The 17,958-nt window shown below is 58.8% G+C and carries 17 protein-coding genes; 13 read left to right on the forward strand and 4 right to left on the reverse strand.

Annotation, left to right across the window (positions count from 1 at the left end; all coding sequences use genetic code 11):
- The first annotated feature begins 172 nt into the window (after positions 1-172).
- The 5 genes from rfbB (at position 173) to TU76_RS18060 (ending at position 5,984) form a co-directional block, all read left to right on the forward strand.
- Positions 173-1,255, forward strand: coding sequence for a dTDP-glucose 4,6-dehydratase (rfbB, locus tag TU76_RS18040; RefSeq protein WP_019824751.1), 1,083 nt, complete (start codon positions 173-175; stop codon positions 1,253-1,255).
- Positions 1,256-1,272: 17 nt separating this feature from the next.
- A complete protein-coding gene (gene rfbD, locus TU76_RS18045) occupies positions 1,273-2,136 on the forward strand; it encodes a dTDP-4-dehydrorhamnose reductase (protein ID WP_048352251.1) in 864 nt (287 codons plus the stop codon).
- A gap of 177 nt (positions 2,137-2,313) precedes the next feature.
- Positions 2,314-4,128 carry a sensor histidine kinase gene (locus TU76_RS18050; protein ID WP_048352252.1) on the forward strand — a complete coding sequence of 605 codons (1,815 nt, stop codon included), beginning with the start codon at positions 2,314-2,316 and terminating at the stop codon, positions 4,126-4,128.
- Positions 4,125-5,516, forward strand: coding sequence for a sigma-54-dependent transcriptional regulator (locus TU76_RS18055; protein WP_019824746.1), 1,392 nt, complete (start codon positions 4,125-4,127; stop codon positions 5,514-5,516). Before TU76_RS18050 ends, TU76_RS18055 begins: the two co-directional genes overlap by 4 nt.
- Positions 5,517-5,528: 12 nt before the next feature.
- Positions 5,529-5,984, forward strand: coding sequence for a thioesterase domain-containing protein (locus TU76_RS18060; RefSeq protein ID WP_048352253.1), 456 nt, complete (start codon positions 5,529-5,531; stop codon positions 5,982-5,984).
- Positions 5,985-6,088: 104 nt separating this feature from the next.
- Here the strand turns inward: TU76_RS18060 and cysQ are convergent, their stop codons facing one another.
- Both cysQ and nudE read right to left on the reverse strand, forming a co-directional pair.
- Entirely contained in the window at positions 6,089-6,916 is an 828-nt protein-coding gene (gene cysQ / locus TU76_RS18065) for a 3'(2'),5'-bisphosphate nucleotidase CysQ (RefSeq protein ID WP_046810315.1), read from the reverse strand.
- A complete protein-coding gene (nudE, locus tag TU76_RS18070; RefSeq protein ID WP_048352254.1) occupies positions 6,913-7,479 on the reverse strand; it encodes an ADP compounds hydrolase NudE in 567 nt (188 codons plus the stop codon). The genes cysQ and nudE overlap by 4 nt, the downstream gene beginning before the upstream one ends.
- An 87-nt stretch (positions 7,480-7,566) precedes the next feature.
- On the opposite strand from nudE, the gene yrfG reads away from it, so the two are divergent.
- A complete protein-coding gene (gene yrfG / locus TU76_RS18075; protein WP_019824737.1) occupies positions 7,567-8,229 on the forward strand; it encodes a GMP/IMP nucleotidase in 663 nt (220 codons plus the stop codon).
- A 77-nt stretch (positions 8,230-8,306) separates the two neighbouring features.
- Here the strand turns inward: yrfG and lysM are convergent, their stop codons facing one another.
- Positions 8,307-8,747, reverse strand: coding sequence for a peptidoglycan-binding protein LysM (lysM, locus tag TU76_RS18080; RefSeq protein ID WP_019824735.1), 441 nt, complete (start codon positions 8,745-8,747; stop codon positions 8,307-8,309).
- Positions 8,748-8,851: 104 nt separating this feature from the next.
- On the opposite strand from lysM, the gene TU76_RS18085 reads away from it, so the two are divergent.
- The 5 genes from TU76_RS18085 to TU76_RS18105 all read left to right on the forward strand — a co-directional run bounded on the left by TU76_RS18085 (position 8,852) and on the right by TU76_RS18105 (position 14,984).
- A complete protein-coding gene (locus TU76_RS18085) occupies positions 8,852-9,739 on the forward strand; it encodes a LysR family transcriptional regulator (protein ID WP_019824732.1) in 888 nt (295 codons plus the stop codon).
- A 94-nt stretch (positions 9,740-9,833) separates the two neighbouring features.
- Positions 9,834-10,673: a formate dehydrogenase accessory sulfurtransferase FdhD gene (gene fdhD / locus TU76_RS18090; RefSeq protein WP_048352255.1), complete on the forward strand. Its 840-nt coding sequence runs from the start codon at positions 9,834-9,836 to the stop codon at positions 10,671-10,673.
- Positions 10,670-13,018 carry an FdhF/YdeP family oxidoreductase gene (locus TU76_RS18095; RefSeq protein ID WP_019824520.1) on the forward strand — a complete coding sequence of 783 codons (2,349 nt, stop codon included), beginning with the start codon at positions 10,670-10,672 and terminating at the stop codon, positions 13,016-13,018. Before fdhD ends, TU76_RS18095 begins: the two co-directional genes overlap by 4 nt.
- 320 nt (positions 13,019-13,338) lie before the next feature.
- Positions 13,339-13,815, forward strand: a complete 477-nt coding sequence (locus TU76_RS18100) for a glycine zipper domain-containing protein (protein ID WP_019824518.1) — start codon at positions 13,339-13,341, stop codon at positions 13,813-13,815.
- A gap of 245 nt (positions 13,816-14,060) precedes the next feature.
- Complete coding sequence (locus TU76_RS18105) at positions 14,061-14,984, forward strand: hypothetical protein (protein ID WP_046810430.1); 924 nt, start codon at positions 14,061-14,063, stop codon at positions 14,982-14,984.
- A gap of 155 nt (positions 14,985-15,139) precedes the next feature.
- On the opposite strand, the gene TU76_RS18110 is transcribed toward TU76_RS18105, so the two are convergent.
- Positions 15,140-15,604 carry an Lrp/AsnC family transcriptional regulator gene (locus TU76_RS18110; RefSeq protein WP_019824516.1) on the reverse strand — a complete coding sequence of 155 codons (465 nt, stop codon included), beginning with the start codon at positions 15,602-15,604 and terminating at the stop codon, positions 15,140-15,142.
- Positions 15,605-15,731: 127 nt separating this feature from the next.
- Between TU76_RS18110 and TU76_RS18115 the strand changes: the two genes are divergently transcribed.
- Positions 15,732-16,070 (forward strand): hypothetical protein, encoded by a 339-nt coding sequence (locus TU76_RS18115; protein WP_048352256.1) that lies wholly within the window; start codon positions 15,732-15,734, stop codon positions 16,068-16,070.
- Between the two features lie 101 nt (positions 16,071-16,171).
- Positions 16,172-17,938: a type IV pilus assembly ATPase TfpB gene (gene tfpB / locus TU76_RS18120; RefSeq protein WP_048352257.1), complete on the forward strand. Its 1,767-nt coding sequence runs from the start codon at positions 16,172-16,174 to the stop codon at positions 17,936-17,938.
- The last annotated feature ends 20 nt before the right edge of the window (positions 17,939-17,958 follow it).

A 17,958-nucleotide genomic window follows, 5' to 3' on the forward strand; every position in this document is an offset into this window, starting at 1 on the left:
TTATATGAATTTTTATCGATAGCTAATGAGAATACGCCTAAAAAGCAGATATAAATCTGGATTTATACTTATCTCTTTATATTCCTGACCACGCCCACTTGCACCACCCGGCACATCCCCACAAGCTATGCGCCATATGTTTAAAGGCCTTCAGGGAATAAGGAACAACTACATGCGCATTTTAGTCACCGGCGGCGCCGGCTTTATTGGTTCAGCGCTGATCCGTCACCTGATCAAAAACACCGGGCACGAAGTCCTCAATCTCGACAAATTGACCTACGCCGGTAACCTTGAATCGCTGCAAAGCATTGCCACCGATACCCGCTACGAGTTCGTACAGGCCGATATCGTCGACCAGGCCGCTGTCAGTGCAATCATTGCGCGCTTCGAGCCACAGGCGATCATGCACCTGGCGGCCGAGTCCCACGTTGACCGCTCCATCGACGGCCCGTCCGACTTTATCCAGACCAACATCGTCGGCACCTACAGCCTGCTCGAAGCCGCCCGTGCTTACTGGCTGACCCTGCCAGAGCCGGAAAAAAGCGCGTTTCGCTTCCACCATATTTCGACCGACGAAGTGTATGGCGACCTGCATGGCGTCGATGACCTGTTCACCGAGACCACGCCTTACGCGCCAAGCTCGCCGTACTCGGCCAGTAAAGCGGCATCCGACCACCTGGTCCGCGCCTGGAACCGCACTTACGGCTTGCCGGTGTTGCTGACCAACTGCTCGAACAACTACGGCCCGTTCCACTTCCCTGAAAAGCTGATCCCGCTGGTGATTCTCAACGCCCTGGCCGGTAAGCCGCTGCCGGTCTATGGCAATGGCCTGCAAGTGCGTGACTGGCTGTTCGTCGAAGACCATGCCCGTGCCTTGCTCAAAGTCGTGACTGAAGGTGTGGTTGGCGAGACTTACAACATCGGTGGGCATAACGAACAAACCAATATCGACGTAGTGCGCAGCATCTGTGCCCTGCTCGAAGAGTTGGCGCCGAAGCACCCGGCGGGTGTTGCACAGTTCGCCGACCTGATTACTTTCGTCAAGGATCGTCCGGGCCACGACCAGCGCTACGCGATCGACGCCAGCAAAATTGAACGCGAGCTGGGCTGGGTGCCCGAAGAAACCTTCGAGACCGGCCTGCGCAAAACCGTGCAGTGGTATCTGGATAACTTGGAATGGTGTCGCCGGGTTCAAGACGGCAGCTATCAAGGCCAGCGCCTGGGCTGCACTGATCCCCAGGACTTGATCGCATAACGGATGGAGCAGCTTCTTTGAAAATCCTGATCAGTGGCAAAACCGGCCAAGTGGCGGTTGAGTTGCAAAAGCACCTTGCCGGTCTGGGCGAGCTGGTTGTGCTGGGACGCGATGTGCTTGATCTGGCCGTACCCGGGCAAATCCGCAGCCAGGTACGGGCCCACAGGCCTGACTTGATCATCAATGCAGCCGCACACACCGCCGTGGACCAGGCTGAAAGCGAGCCTGAGCTGGCGTTCGCCATCAATAGCATTGCCCCCGGTGTGTTTGCTGAAGAAGCGGCGGCCCTGGGCATCCCGCTGATCCACTATTCCACCGATTACGTGTTCGATGGCCGCAAGTCTGCGCCTTACACCGAAGACGATGCCACCAACCCCTTGGGCGTCTACGGCAAAAGCAAGCTGGCGGGTGAACTGGCCATCGCTGCGAGCGGAGCTGAGCATTTGATCCTGCGCACCAGTTGGGTGTACTCGACCCACGGCAAGAACTTCCTGCTGACCATGCAGCGCCTATTGCAAGAGCGGCCGGAACTGCGCGTGGTGGCTGACCAGATCGGCGCACCGACCTGGGCCGGTACCATCGCCCAGAGCACACGGGCGTTGATCGAGCGCTGGCAAGCCGGCGAAGCAGGGCCCTGGGGTACGTATCACTTGACCGCTCAGGGTGAAACCTCATGGTTTGGCTTCACCCAGGCCATTGCCGAGCACCTGAGCGCCCAAGGCAAGTCGTGCGCGACTCTGGAGCCAATCCCTGCAAGCGCCTACCCGACGCCCGCAGCCCGGCCACAAAACTCGCGACTGGATTGCAGTCGCCTGGCCCGCGAGTGGCACGTCACTCAGCCCGACTGGCAAACCGCGTTGCGTGAGTGCTTGGCCCGCTAACTCTCTGTAAATACTTTGTTAGCGGTTAAAGCCCCCCGTGGGAGCGAGCCTGCTCGCGAATGATCTTCGCGAGCAGGCTCGCTCCCACGGTTGACGTATTTCTGTAGCCGCTGCCGCAGCGGCTACAGGGGCTCTGCACAGGTATACTGCGCCGTACTCTTGCGGCGCAGCCTCCCGATGATCACCACCTCCTCAGTTCCTCGCAGACCCCGCTGGCGCAGCCTGGCCTTGTTGGCGTTGTGCCTCGCCCCTTTGTTGTGGCCGCTGCAGCACCTGGCCGAACGCTATTACCGCAGCGAACTGGCCGGGCAAAATCGCCAGACCCTAGACCTGTACGTCGCCAACCTGCTGGGCACGCTGCATCGCTATGAGGTGCTTCCGCAGATTCTCGGCGAGCTGCCAGACCTTCGCGCCGTGCTGGCCAACCCTGAGGATGCCCAAGCCCAGGCCAAGGCCAACCGCTTGCTGGATGACATCAGTAACCAGACCGGCGCAGTGGTCATGTACTTGCTGGACACCCATGGCGATACCCTGGCCACCTCGAACTGGGATCAAGCCGACAGTTTTATCGGGCGCAATTTTGCGTTCCGTCCGTATTTCAGCGAGGCGATGGAAGGCAAGCTGGGGCGCTTTTTCGGGCTGGGTACCACCTCCGGCAAACGCGGTTATTACTTCGCGGCCCCCATACTCGACGGCGATAAAAAACTCGGCGTGCTGGTGGTCAAGGTTGATCTGGACCACACCGAACAGTTGTGGGGCAACACACCCGAGCAACTGCTGGCAACCGACAGCAATGGCGTGGTGATCCTCACTTCGCGTCCGGAATGGCGTTTTAGAGCCACCCGCGAGTTGTCGCCAGAAGAGCGTCAGGCCATTTTCGCCATCCTGCCCTACCCGACCAGCGACCCTAAACCGCTGAACCTGGACCTCAATGCCTGGCTGGTGCAAACCCAAAAAATCGATGAGACCGGGTGGAGTGTCAACATTCTTGCCCCTCGTACGCTGATCGACCGCTCGGTGCGCACGGTGCTGGCTATCGGTGGCGCCACCTTGCTGGTAGTCATGCTGCTGATCGGCTTGATGATGCAACGTCGGCGCCATTACCTGGACCGCATCGCGTTTGAAGCCAAGGCGCGCCGTGAACTTGAAATGCGTGTGGCAGAGCGGACCAGCGACCTCGAAGGGCTCAACCGGCTGCTGCGTGAAGAAGTACTGGAGCGCGAACATGCGCAACAGGAACTGGTGCGCGCCCAGGACGATCTGGTGCAGGCCGGCAAGCTGTCGGCGCTGGGCACCATGTCAGCCAGCATCAGTCACGAGCTCAACCAGCCGCTGGCGGCCATCCGCAGTTATGCAGAGAACGCCGAAGTGCTGCTCGATCACCAGCGCATCGAGGACGCACGCGGCAACCTCAAGCTGATCAATGAGCTGACCGGACGCATGTCTTCGATCATTGCCCACCTGCGGGCCTTCGCCCGCCGTGATCGTCATGCGCCTGAAAGTGTCGCCCTGCAACCGGCACTGGACGACGCACTGGCATTACTGGCCAAACGTCGGCGCAGCATGGAAGTCGAACTGATCCGCGATTTGCCTGCTGCCACGCTGTGGGTCGAAGCCGGGGAAACCCGCTTGCGCCAGGTACTGGGCAACCTGCTGGCCAACGCCCTAGATGCTCTGACCGAAAAAGGCCCGCCCAGACGCTTGTGGCTAAGTGCCCAATCCACGGCCGAAGGCGTCACGGTGTACATTCGCGACAACGGCCCGGGGTTTTGCCTGGAAGCGTTGGGCCGCGCCGGTGAGCCTTTCTACACCACCAAGACCCGCACCCAGGGCTTGGGCCTGGGACTGGCCATTTGCGACACGCTGATCCGTGCGTTTGGCGGCGAGTTGTTGTTCGCCAACCACAAGGAAGGCGGTGCCTTAATTACCTTACGACTGCGCGCAGGGGCGCCAGGCGTGAGTTTGCAAGCCTCGGAGGACTCCAGGTCATGAGCCAGCCCATCGATCCACGCGTTCAGGTCATCCTGATCGATGATGACCCGCACCTGCGCCAGGCCCTGTTTCAAACCCTGGACCTTGCGGGCCTCAATGTGTTGCCGCTGGCCGAAGCAAACGGTCTTGCCGAACGCATCGGCCGCGACTGGCCGGGGGTGGTGGTCAGTGATATCCGCATGCCGGGTATGGACGGTCTTGAGTTGCTCGCTCAACTGCATGGCCAGGACCCGGAACTGCCCGTGCTGCTGATTACCGGTCACGGCGATGTGCCGCTGGCGGTTCAGGCCATGCGCTCTGGCGCCTATGACTTTCTCGAAAAACCTTTTGCCAGCGACGCGTTGCTCGACAGCGTGCGCCGGGCCCTGGCCTTGCGTGCTCTGGTGCTGGATAACCGCAGCCTGCGCCTGGCCCTGAGTGATCGCCAGCTACTGAGCTCGCGGCTGGTTGGGGTGTCTGCAGCCATGTTGCGCTTGCGCGAGCAAATTGGCGCGCTGGCAGCGACCAAGGCCGATGTGTTGATTCTGGGCGAAACCGGCTCGGGCAAGGAAGTTGTCGCCCGGGCGCTGCATGACTTGTCGAGCCGACGCAACGGCCCGTTTGTGGCAATCAACGCCGGGGCCCTGGCCGAATCGGTGGTTGAAAGCGAGCTGTTCGGCCACGAGCCGGGAGCCTTTACCGGCGCGCAAAAGCGCCGTATCGGCAAATTTGAGTTTGCCAATGGCGGCACGCTGTTCCTCGATGAAATCGAAAGCATGAGCCTGGATGTGCAGGTCAAATTGCTGCGCATGCTGCAAGAACGCGTGGTCGAGCGTCTGGGCGGCAATCAACTGATCCCGCTGGATATCCGGGTCATCGCCGCCACCAAGGAAGACCTGCGCCAATCCGCCGATCAGGGCCGCTTTCGCGCCGACTTGTATTACCGGCTGAACGTTGCCCCCCTGCGTATCGCGCCCTTGCGTGAACGGGGTGAAGACGTCCTGATGCTGTTTGATTACTTTGCCGGCGAAGCCAGCGTGCGCCACGATCTGACGCCCAACGTCCTGCAACCGGCGCAACGGGCCTTGTTACTGCGGCATAACTGGCCGGGCAACGTGCGTGAACTGCAAAACGTCGCCGAGCGTTTCGCCCTTGGCCTTGAGCTGGCGCTGGACGACTCGGCTGACGGCAAGGAATCAACCGGGCATGAAGTGTCGGGGGGGCTGAGCGAGCAGGTCGAACACTTTGAAAAAAGCCTTATCGCCGCCGAACTTGAGCGCTCTCACAGCTCGATGCGCAGCCTGGCCGAAGCCTTGGGCGTACCGCGCAAAACCCTGCACGACAAACTGCGCAAGCATGGACTCAACTTCGACAGCGCCAGTCATCCTCACCCTGATGAACTTGATTAAAGAGGCCATTGCATGAACCGCGACAGTCGTTATCTGGAATCCGTTCTCCATCACGACATTCCGCTCACCCGTGAAATGGGCCTCAAGGTCGTGAGCTGGCAAGACAGGCAATTGCGCCTGCAGTTGCCGCTTGAGGCCAATATCAACCACAAGAGCACCATGTTTGGCGGCAGCCTGTACTGCGGCGCGGTGCTGGCGGGCTGGGGCTGGCTGCACTTGAGCTTGCGCGAGGCGGGGATTGATGACGGGCACATCGTGATTCAGGAAGGTCATATCAGTTACCCGCTGCCCGTGACCCAGGACGCCATCGCACTGTGTGATGCGCCGGGTGAAGCAGCCTGGACCAAATTCCTGGCCATGTACAAGCGCCACGGCCGTGCGCGGTTGACGCTGGACACGCGGGTGATCAATGCACAGGGCGGGGAAGATGCGGTGAGGTTTAGCGGGCAGTATGTGTTGCATCACTGATTCAGTTTATGTGGGAGCGGGCTTGCTCGCGATGCAGACGCTGCGGTCTTTCAGTTGAACCGCGTCGATGCCATCGCGAGCAAGCCCGCTCCCACAGATGAAAGTCAGCCTTGTGCCAGATCCAGCAGTTTTTCACGCCACGGTGCCTTGGCAGGCAACGCCAAAAACGAGTCATTGAGCAACGACTCACGGGCCGGGTAGCTGAACGGCTCGCCATCCAGTTGCAGCACCACTCCACCTGCCCCCTCCAGGACGCCTTGAGCCGCCGCCGTGTCCCACTGCGAAGTTGGCGCCAGCCGCGGATAGCAATCGGCAGCCCCTTCGGCCAGCAGGCAAAACTTCAACGAACTGCCCACGCAGGTCAGCTGCAACTCGCCCAGATGCTCACTCAACCCGGTCAGCAAGCGTTCTTGCTCAGGACTGGAATGCCGGCGGCTGGCAACCACGGTCAACGCCCCGCCTTCAGGCGGCGTGTTGCGCACACTGATGGGTACAGTCACACCGCCATCCGCCCGCCAAGCGCCCAAACCCGCGCCGCCGTAGTAACAACGGCGGCTGGTAGGCATGGAGACCACGCCGAACACCACACGGCCCTGTTCGATCAGCGCAATATTGACGGTGAACTCTTCACTGCCCGAAATGAATTCTTTGGTGCCATCCAGCGGATCAACCAACCACCAGCGCGTCCATCCGGCCCTTACGGCCTGGGGGATATTGGCGTCTTCTTCCGACAGTACCGGAATGCTCGGATCCAGCGCCGTGAGGCCGTCGAGCAACACATGGTGAGCTGCCAGATCGGCGGCTGTTACCGGTGAATCATCGGCCTTTGCGGTGACTTCAACACCGGCCCGCCAGAACGGCAAGATCGCTTCGCCAGCGGCATGGGCCAGAGTGATGACACCTTCAAGCAACGGATGCGGCAAACCACTCACGGCTGAAACACTCCGCGCTGGGTCAACAGGTCACGCACCAGATACAGGGCAGCCAGGGCCCGGCCTTCGCTGAATTGCGGATTGAGCACCAGGCTCGACAATTCACGCAAATTAACCCGATCAACGCGCATCGGCTCAGGTTCGTCGCCTTCCAGATGCGCTTCGTAAAGATCAGTGGCCATTACCACCTGGATTTTTTGGCTCATGTAACCCGGGGACAGAGACAGCTCGGTCAGATGCTCAAGCTGGCGAGCGCCGTAACCGGCCTCTTCCTTCAGCTCGCGCTCAGCGGCGGCCAGTATATCTTCACCCGGTTCGATCAGGCCTTTGGGCAGCGACACTTCGTATTCATCAGTGCCACCGCAATATTCTTCGACCAAAATGGCGTGTTCGGCGTCGATCATGGCCACAATCATTACTGCGCCATAGCCGTTGCCGCGCCCCACCAACCGTTCGTAAGTACGTTCAACGCCATTGGAGAAGCGCAACTTCACTTCTTCGACCCGAAATAATCGGCTGCTGGCAACAATTTCACGGGCAAGTACGGTGGGTTTTTGGCGCATAGCGGCTCCTCAATATGAACGGGGTACTATACCCCGGCTTTTCCGATTGTCTGTGTCGGAAATTTTTACCTGTGGGAGAAGTTTTGCATGACCGTTTTACCTTGGCGCGACATCGATACCGTGCTGCTCGACATGGACGGCACGCTGCTCGACCTGCACTACGACAATCACTTCTGGCTCGAACACCTGCCTCAGCGCTATGCCGAGTTGCATGGCATCAGCCGGGCAATGGCGGATCTGGAACTCACGCCGCTGTTTGAGGGCAATGCCGGTCAGTTGAAGTGGTATTGCCTGGATTTCTGGAGCCGCGAGCTGAAGATCCCGGTACGCGAACTCAAGCTTGAAACTGCTCATCTGATTGCCTTGCGTCCCGACGCCGACACGTTTTTGGCAGCGATCAAGCAGGCGGGCAAGCGCGTGATCATGATCACCAACGCCCACCGAGATTCGTTGTCATTGAAATTGGAGCGCATTGAGCTGGCGCCTTATTTCGAGCGCCTGATCAGCTCCCATGATTACGGTTTCCCCAAGGAAAGCCCGGCCTTTTGGGATGCACTGCAAGCCGATATCGGCTTTGATCCGGCCCGCAGCCTGTTTATCGATGACACCCTGCCCATTTTGCGAAGTGCCCGTGATTTTGGCGTGGCTCACTTACTGGCCGTCAAACAGCCTGACAGCAAAAAAGGCCCGAAGGACACCGAGGAATTCACCGCGCTGGGGGATTATCGCGAGTTGCTGGAAGGACTGTGAGTCTCTGAACCTGTGGGAGCGAGCCTGCTCGCGAAGTGCATTCGCGAGCAGGCTCGCTCCCACAAGATGCCGCCGGCTTACTCAGGAATACGCAGCGTCTGACCCGGGTAGATCTTGTTTGGATCCTTGAGCATGGGTTTGTTGGCTTCAAAGATTTTGTTGTACTGGTTGGCGTTGCCATACACCTGCAATGAAATCGCGCTCAAGGTGTCGCCCTTTTTCACTACCACAAAACGCGAAGCGACAACGGTCGGGCCAGTGACCGTGATTTGATCATCAACACTGGCCACGCCTGCGATGTTCCCGGCGGCCAGAATGATTTTTTCTTTCTCTTCCTGCGTGGCCACTTCGCCACTGACCGTCACTTTGTCACCGTCAACGGTGGCGGTGATATTTGGATTGCCCAGGCCCACTTCCTGTACGTGTTTCTTGAGTTCCTCACTGGCATTGGCATTGCCGGGGGTCAGCAGATCGATCAGTTTTTCGCCGGCTTCTTTCACAAAGCTGAAAATGCTCATAAAACACGCTCCTAGGGTTGGAAGATCCAGACCCATGAGCGTAGACCATCATTGACGGGAGCAAGCGCGCTAGAATCGCCCACTCAATTGCGCCGGGAGCGACGATGGACATCAAACAGCTGAAATTCCTCATTGCCCTCGATGAAACCCGGCATTTCGGCCAGGCTGCCGCCCGCTGCCACATCACACAACCCACCTTGTCCATGCGTTTGCGCAGCCTTGAGCAGGAACTCGACCTGCAACTGGTCAATCGCGGACAGCGATTTGAAAGTTTCACCGCACCCGGCGAGCGCGTACTCGCCTGGGCCCGGACCGTGCTGGCCGCCTACGACGGTTTGCAGGCAGAAGCGGCCGCCTGTCGCGGCAACCTGATCGGCACCTTGCGCCTGGGCGTCGTCCCGCTGTCCAGTTTCGATCCGCTGCCTTTATTGCAGCGCCTGCATCAGGAGCATCCCGAGTTGCGCTTCGAGCTATCGGCTCTGAGCTCTGAGCAAATCCTCGAACAACTGGCCAGCAATCGGCTGGATGTAGGCGTCTCGTACCTCGAGCGCCTCGACCAGGAACGCTTTGACTCACTTGCACTGGACGAGACCCGTATGGGCCTGCTGTACGACCAACGGTATTTCAGCTTTGGTGATCAGCCCCTGAGCTGGGAGGCGCTCATTGAGTTGCCGCTGGGCCTGCTCAGCAGCGGTATGCACTTTCGCCAGTCCATCGACTACAACTTCCACAGCCGTGGCCTCACGCCACAACCGTTGCTGCAAACCGATGCCGTTCATCAACTGTTGCAAGCTGTCCACGGCGGGCTGTGCTGCGCGGTGATGCCGCTTGAAGGCGGGCTGCAAGCGTTGACCGATGATCTGCGCCTGCACCCGATTGCAGACGCGCGCACCCTCGCCCGACTGGGTTTGATCATGCGCCGCACGGCCCCGCGATCGGCCCTTGCTGAAGCCTGTTTTGCGCTTTATCAGAAATCACAAAACCCTTCTTGATCGACGCCATCTATCAATAGATCAGCACTAGCGATTAGACGCGACACTGTGTCGCGCCTAGGCTAAGAGCTGAATTGAACGTTGGTACAGCCTTATGAACGCCAAGCGCCCCCTGTGCGCGGCGCCCGCTTCTGTTACGCCCGCGCCTGCTGCCAGCCAGAACTATGACTACGTCACCCTGGATCACAGCAGCGGTGCGCAAACGGCCTTGGCCGAAGAAGTCGCACTGGCAATTGCCTACAACGGCATCAGCCAGGCCGTGATGCTGGTCACGCCCACCGATCTCGAAGACTTCATCGTCGGCTTCAGTCTGGGCAGCGGCATCATTCATGACGCCAGCGAAATCTACGACCTCACGCTCACAGGCGCCGGTTCAGCCCAATACGCGCAAGTCGAGATCGCCAGCCGTGCCTTCTGGAACCTCAAACAGCAACGCCGACAACTGGCCGGTACCAGCGGCTGCGGTTTGTGCGGCGTAGAAGCGGTCGAACAAGCCCTGCCTGACCTCAAGGTGCTGCCCGGCGCACCGTTGCCACCCGCACAGTGGCTGGACGGTTTGCGCCAGCGCATCAGTGATTTTCAACCGCTGGGCCAGCACTGCGGCGCGGTCCACGCAGCTGTTTACATGGACGGGCAGGGCCAATTGCTGATGGGTCGTGAAGACATTGGCCGCCACAACGCCCTCGATAAATTGATCGGTGCGCTGGTGCGCCAAGACATCGATCTGGCGGGCGGCGCGGCGATCGTCACCAGCCGTTGCAGCCTTGAACTCATTCAAAAAGTGTTGCGCGCCGGTATCCAGACCCTGATCAGCCTGTCCTCGCCCACGGGCCTGGCGCTGCAATGGGCACGGCGCCACAACCTCAACCTTATTCATCTGCCACAAAAAAGCGCACCACGGGTGTACAGCCCGGCGCAGGAGAATCAACCGTGAGCACACACCATCAAGCCGATAAAACCCCGACTCCCCGCTACAAGCCCTACAAAGGCCCAGCCGGTGGCTGGGGCGCGCTGATCAGTGTGGCGCAAGCCTGGTTGACCAGCGACAACGCGCTGAAAAACCTGCGCATGATGCTCAAGACCAACCAGAACGGCGGCTTCGACTGCCCGGGCTGCGCTTGGGGTGATTCGCCGGAGAGCGGCCTGGTCAAGTTCTGCGAGAACGGCGCCAAGGCGGTGAACTGGGAAGCGACCAAACGTCGTGTCGATGCCGCGTTCTTCGCCAAGCACAGCGTCAGCGCACTGTTGGAGCAAAGCGATTACTGGCTTGAATATCAGGGCCGCCTGACCGAGCCCATGAGCTATAACCCTGAAACCGACCGCTACACCCCTATCAGTTGGGACGCCGCGTTCGCCTTGATCGCCAGGCACTTGCTCAACCTGGCCAGCCCCAACGAAGCCGAGTTCTACACCTCGGGCCGGGCCAGCAATGAAGCCGCGTACTTGTACCAACTGTTTGTGCGCTCGTTCGGTACCAACAATTTCCCGGATTGCTCAAATATGTGCCACGAGGCCAGTGGCGTGGCATTGGCGCAAAGTATCGGGGTGGGCAAAGGTACGGTGACGTTTGACGATTTCGAACACGCCGATGCGATTTTCGTACTGGGGCAAAACCCCGGCACCAACCACCCGCGGATGCTTGAGCCATTGCGTGAAGCGGTAAAACGCGGTGCACAGGTGGTGTGCGTCAACCCGCTCAAAGAGCGTGGGCTGGAACGTTTTCAGCATCCGCAACACCCGCTGGAAATGCTCACCAACGGCGACCGCCCGACCAACACGGCCTATTTGCGCCCGGCATTGGGCGGCGACATGGCGCTGTTGCGCGGCATGGCCAAGTTTCTGTTGCAGTGGGAGCGCGATGCCCAGGCCGCAGGCGAACCGGCTGTCTTCGATCACGCTTTCTTGAATGAGCACACCGCTGGCATCCTCGATTACATCTCCAGCCTCGATGACACTTCGTGGGATCACCTTGTGGAGCAATCGGGCCTGACCCTGGTGGATATCGAGCGCGCCGCTCGCATGTACCTCAAGGGCAAGAACGTCATCATGTGCTGGGCGATGGGCATCACCCAACATCGGCACTCGGTGCAGACCATTCAGGAAATCGCCAACCTGATGCTGCTGCGCGGCAATATCGGCCGCCCTGGCGCCGGCCTGTGTCCGGTTCGCGGCCACAGTAACGTGCAGGGTGACCGCACGATGGGCATCAACGAACGCCCACCAGTGGCCTTCCTGGACTCCCTGGAACGTCGCTTTCAGTTCAAGGTGCCCCGTGAAAACGGTCACAACGTGGTTGAAGCCATCCACGCCATGCTTGAAAGGCGTGCCAAGGTGTTTATCGGCTTGGGCGGCAACTTCGCCCAGGCCACCCCGGACAGCCCGCGTACCGCACAGGCGCTGCGCAATTGCGACCTGACCGTACAGATCAGCACCAAGCTCAACCGTAGCCACCTGATGCACGGTAAAGAAGCGCTGATTTTGCCGTGCCTGGGTCGCACCGATATCGACATTCAGGCTGAAGGCCCGCAAGCCGTCACGGTGGAAGATTCCTTCAGCATGGTTCATGACTCCAATGGCCAGTTGCAGCCACTGTCGAACCAGATGCGTTCGGAGCCCGCGATCATTGCCGGGATCGCCGCCGCCACGCTGGGCACTCATCCGATTGACTGGAGTTGGGTGGTGGGCGACTACCGACGTATTCGCGAACTGATCGCCGACACCATCCCCGGCTTCAAGGACTTCAATACACGGCTTCAACACCCCGGCGGTTTCTACCTGGGCAACTCGGCCGGTGCGCGGCAGTGGAACACGCCCACCCAACGCGCCAACTTCCGGCCCAACGTGCTGCCGCAAGACCTGGTGGATGCACGCACCCGCGCCACCGGCCAACTGCCCGACCTGATTTTGCAGTCGATGCGCTCCCATGATCAGTACAACACCACCATTTATGGCCTCGATGACCGCTATCGTGGGGTCAAGGGCCAGCGTGACGTGTTGTTCGTCAACGAAGCCGACATCATCCGCCTGGGCTTCAAGCCAGGACAGAAAGTCGACATCGTTTCAATTTGGGATGACCAGCACGAGCGCCGGGTCAAAAACTTCACCTTGCTGGCGTTTGATATTCCTGCCGGGCAAGCCGCGGCGTATTACCCGGAGGTCAATCCACTGGTGCCGCTGGAAAGCACAGGGGATGGCAGCCACACGCCTACCTCCAAGTTCGTGGCCATCTGCCTGGAAGCAGCCAGCCCGTCAAAACTGATTATGGCCAAGGCCAGCTGACGCAGCTTGAGGTGCAGGAGCGGGCTTGCTCGCGATTCGGTCGCCGCGGTTTGATTGACCGACCGCAGCGACCGAATCGCGAGCAAGCCCGCTCCCACATTTGAAACCCATCCCATCCAAATTTCAGGCACAAAAAAGGCCTCTTTCCTACAAAAGAGGCCTCATCGAACTAGTAAACAGACCCCCAAAAATCAATTAAGTTCCCCAGTAAAAACAACAACTTATAGAATTGTGTACAACTCGTGCTACTCGTCGGATTTCGATTGTCACTCATCACCGACAGCCTCAGGATCGCGCCGTCATCTCTTTGAGGCTCATCTATGAAGCTCACCTCGATTCTCTTGTTGTCCCTTGGCCTGGTCAGTGGCGTAGCCTCGGCCGGTGGCACCACCGAAGCCGGTGTAGGCGGCGCATTAGGCGGGGTTCTTGGCGCCGTGGTTGGTCAACAGCTCGGCGGCTCGACCGGTTCTGCCATTGGCGCAGGCGTGGGTGGCGCGGCAGGCAGTGCCGTGGGTGCCGACAAACGCAGCCGTGGCGAAGCAGCCATTGGTGGCGCACTGGGTGCTGCAGGCGGCAACGTGCTGGGTCGCAGTGTCGGCGGCAGCACGGGTGCTCTGGTCGGCTCAGCCGCTGGCGGTGGTGCCGGTGGCGCGCTGGGTAACTACATGGGCAATAAAAGCGACGCCGAAGATCGTCGCTATCGCGATCGCGATAACCGTCGCTACTACCGCGACGACAACCGTGGTCGTGGCCACGCGTATGGTCATCGCAAAAAGAACAAGCATCGTCATCATTGATCACCAAAAGAACGGGAGCCGAAAGGCTCCCGTTTTTTTTGGCCTGCGTCTGTTTTCGTAAAATTGTTTCAATGCATTACGCCCGCCTGCAACAGCGTCAATCATGCAAAGTGCATGCACCCGAAATTCAATTAAAAATTAACTTATTGAAAAATATGGAGTTACTCGCACGCACGCTGTTGGCATGTGACCTGCAATCTCTTGAATGAACGCTGCACTTCCTACCATTCAGGAGCACAACAATAATGATCGGGACAACTGAGCACTCTCCCGCAGCCCTGCAAGATTCCTCTGGCCACTCAGGTGTTTCCTGGGCCGCCATCTTTGCGGGTGCAGCCACCGCTGCCGCACTATCTCTGCTGCTGATTATGCTGGGCGCAGGCCTGGGCTTTTCGGCAGTTTCACCGTGGGCCAATGAAGGCGTGGGTGCCAAAGGCCTGGGCATTACTGCCATTGTCTGGCTGGCCCTCACTCAAATCATTGCTTCAGGGATGGGCGGTTATCTGGCCGGCCGCTTGCGGGTCAAATGGGCCAACATGCATGGCGATGAAGTGTACTTTCGAGATACCGCCCATGGCTTTTTATCCTGGGCTGTTGCCACGCTGGTAACGGCAACCTTGATCGCAGGCTCGATCAGCAGCGTGATAGGCAGCGGCGTTCAAGCGGGCGCCAATGTCGCTTCGGGTGCTGCTTCTGCCATGAGCACCGCGGCCGCCAGCCACGCCGATAAAAATACGGGCAATAGCTCTGATTACTTTATCGACACCCTGTTTCGCGATGATCGCGGCACCGCTGTCAGCGAAGACGCCGCCCACGGCATCGTGACCCGCATCTTTGTTCGCAGCCTGGGCAACGATGGCCAGTTAAGCGGTGAGGACCGTACCTATCTGGCGCAAATCGTCGCTCAGCGGACCAACCTCAGCCAGGCCGAAGCCGAGCAACGGGTAGACCAGGTCTATGCCAAAGCTCATCAGGCAGTTGAAGACGCCAAGGTAAAAGCCAAGGAAGCCGCAGACACCGCCGCCAAAGTCGCCGCCTGGACCACCCTGTGGATGTTTATCAGCCTGCTGCTGGGTGCATTTTTCGCCAGCCTCTGCGCCACGTTTGGCGGTCGTCAACGTGATGCTGTGAGCTACGTGGAACACACCACCAAGCCGGCTGTTTATTAATAATTCTGGAGAATGAAAATGCGCTCACTATTGCTGTTTTTTCTCGGTATCCCTATCCCGATCATTATTCTGATTGCCTTGTTTGTGCATTGATACAACAGGTGTAAATCCAAAACGGCCTTCTTCGTGAAGGCCGTTTTTTTTTGTGGCGGGGATCAGACCGGCAGACAGGTGGTGGATTTGATTTCTGATAACGCCACGATGGAGTTCACCTCTTGAATACCCGGGACCATCGACAGTTTTTCGAAGAAAAACCGCTCGTAGGCTTCGATGTCGGCAGTCACGATCCGCAGCAGAAAATCCACCGACCCCATCAGCACGTAACACTCCAGCACCTCGGGGAAACCGCGAATCGCGTCGGTGAACTCGGTGAAGTTGGAACGCCCGTGGGCATTGAGTTTGATCTCGGCAAAAATTTGCGTGTTAAGGCCGATTTTCTTGCGATCGAGCAGGGTCACCTGGCCGCGAATGATGCCCTCATCCTTCATTCGCTGAATACGCCGCCAGCAGGGTGATTGTGATAACCCCACCTTTTCGGCGATCTGCGCACTCGATAGAGATGCATCCTCTTGCAGCAGCGCCAAAATGCGTCGGTCGTAAGCATCCAGTTCACCCTGCATAAAAACACCTTTAAATTAACCATTTGCGACTTGATCAAGTCTATTTATCGTTGATTTAAACCATCTTAGATAAAAAGTTTCTCCCGTGGCGTGTAAATATTTCTCCAGCCTGAACAGGAGCCTTTGCATGTCCCATCTGGAAGTCGTCAACCACACACTGCGCCCCGACGTCTGGGCCAGTAACGCAGCACCCTGCCCGGTGCTCTACCGCATCCAGGCGGATGCCGATGCTGATGTGCTATGCCGTGTACTCAATCTGTTTGCCTTGCAGCAACTGATCCCGCAGCAGGTGGAGGTGGTGCGCGATCAGGACACGTTGAGCATCGAAATCCAGAGTCATGAGCAGAGCTGGCATCGGGCTCAGATCATTGGTGAAAAACTGCGCAATCTAATCAGCGTATTAGACATGGAGCTGCACCCCGTGCAGTCGGCCAAAGCGTCTTTTCTGCAAGTCTCGGGGCAATAGTTCGCAACCATTGAGCACGTGAAGCTGAAAGCGGCGCGACTAGGCTTTGGCGTTCACGGCCAGACAAGGATCTGTCTGAGCCGATGCCCAAAGGAGCTTTTATGCGCATCTACCCGTCCCATGACCAGTGGCTTGACCTCAATGACCTGTTAGCCGCGTTGCATGCCCAAAACCGTATCCCCCAAGGCTGCACCGAACAGGTGTTGATTGCGTGGCGCCAAGCCTCCAACGCAGCCTTGCACCCGCTGGTGTTTCTGGCAGAACAACAGCTCTGTGACCCCAGCCGGGCAGGTAAAACCCTCGATATTGAAACCCTCACCGCCTGGCTCGCCGACCACGTAGAACAACCCTATCTGCGCCTGGATCCGCTCAAGATAGACGCCGCCACAGTGACAGGACTGATGTCCTTCGCCTTTGCCCAACGCCACGTAATCCTGGCGGTGGCTGTCGATGACAGGGGTATCACCATCGCCAGCTGCCAGCCTTGGGTCAGCAGTTGGGAGTCGGATTTACGCCAGATGCTCAAGCGCCCTGTCAGGCGGGTAATTGCAAACCCTCTGGAAATCCAGCGTCTGGGCGTGGAGTTTTTCCAACTGGCCAAATCGGTCACCGGAGCCGCGCTAAACGATCAGAAAACCAGCCCACAAACCAACCTCGAACAGCTACTGACCCTGGGCACAGGCGCCCGTGAGCCAGATGCCAATGACGCGCACATTGTAAATATCGTCGACTGGCTGTTTCAGTACGCCTTTGAGCAACGTGCCAGTGATGTCCACATAGAGCCGCGGCGTGAGCAGGGTTGTGTGCGCTTTCGTATCGATGGCGTGCTGCATGATGTCTACCAGTTCCCGCCGCAGGTGACCGTGGCCGTCGTCAGTCGCCTCAAGAGCCTGGGCCGGATGAATGTCGCCGAAAAACGTAAACCTCAGGACGGTCGAATAAAAACCAGGCCCCCGGGCGCCGCTGAAGTTGAGCTGCGCCTCGCCACCTTGCCCACCGCTTTTGGCGAAAAAATGGTAATGCGTATTTTTGATCCGCAGGTCCTGCTGAAAAATTTCGACCAGTTAGGCCTGTGCCCCGAAGACCTGCAACGCTGGCAACACATGACCCGCCGGCCCAACGGCATTATTTTAATTACCGGCCCTACCGGCTCAGGCAAAACCAGCACCCTGTATGCAACGCTCAAACAACTGGCCACTCCAGAAATCAACCTGTGCACCCTCGAAGACCCCATCGAGATGATTGAACCAGCCTTTAATCAGATGCAGGTTCAACCCAACATTGACCTGACCTTCGCCAACGGCGTACGGGCATTGATGCGCCAGGATCCGGACATCATCATGCTGGGTGAAATACGTGACCTGGAGACCGCAGAAGTGGCCATTCAGGCGGCGCTGACCGGACATCTGGTGCTTTCTACCCTGCACACCAATGACGCCCCCAGCGCCATCAGCCGCCTGCAAGAACTGGGAGTAGCACCCTACTTGATCAAAGCCACGCTATTGGGGGTCATGGCCCAACGTCTGGTCCGAACCCTGTGCACTGACTGCAGGAACGAGCAGCCACTGAGCCTGAGCGACTGGCAGGGCTTTACCCCGACCTGGCCCGGCTCACTGCCCGCCTGTACCTGGCGGGCCACTGGCTGCGCGCAATGTCGAGACACCGGTTACAGCGGGCGAATCGGCATCTTCGAAGTGATGTTAATCAGCGATAAAATCAAAACCCTGATTGGCCCTGACACGGAGCTGAACGCCATTCGTCGCCAGGCGCACGCGCAGGGCATGCTCAGTCTGAGGCTGGCCGCAGCCCACAAAGTCGCCAACGGGACGACTTCCATGGAAGAAGCCTTGCGAGTTACCCCCGCGTAGTTGAATTCTTTTGACTAAAA

The organism is Pseudomonas psychrophila, assembly GCF_001043005.1.
Taxonomy (GTDB): domain Bacteria; phylum Pseudomonadota; class Gammaproteobacteria; order Pseudomonadales; family Pseudomonadaceae; genus Aquipseudomonas; species Aquipseudomonas psychrophila.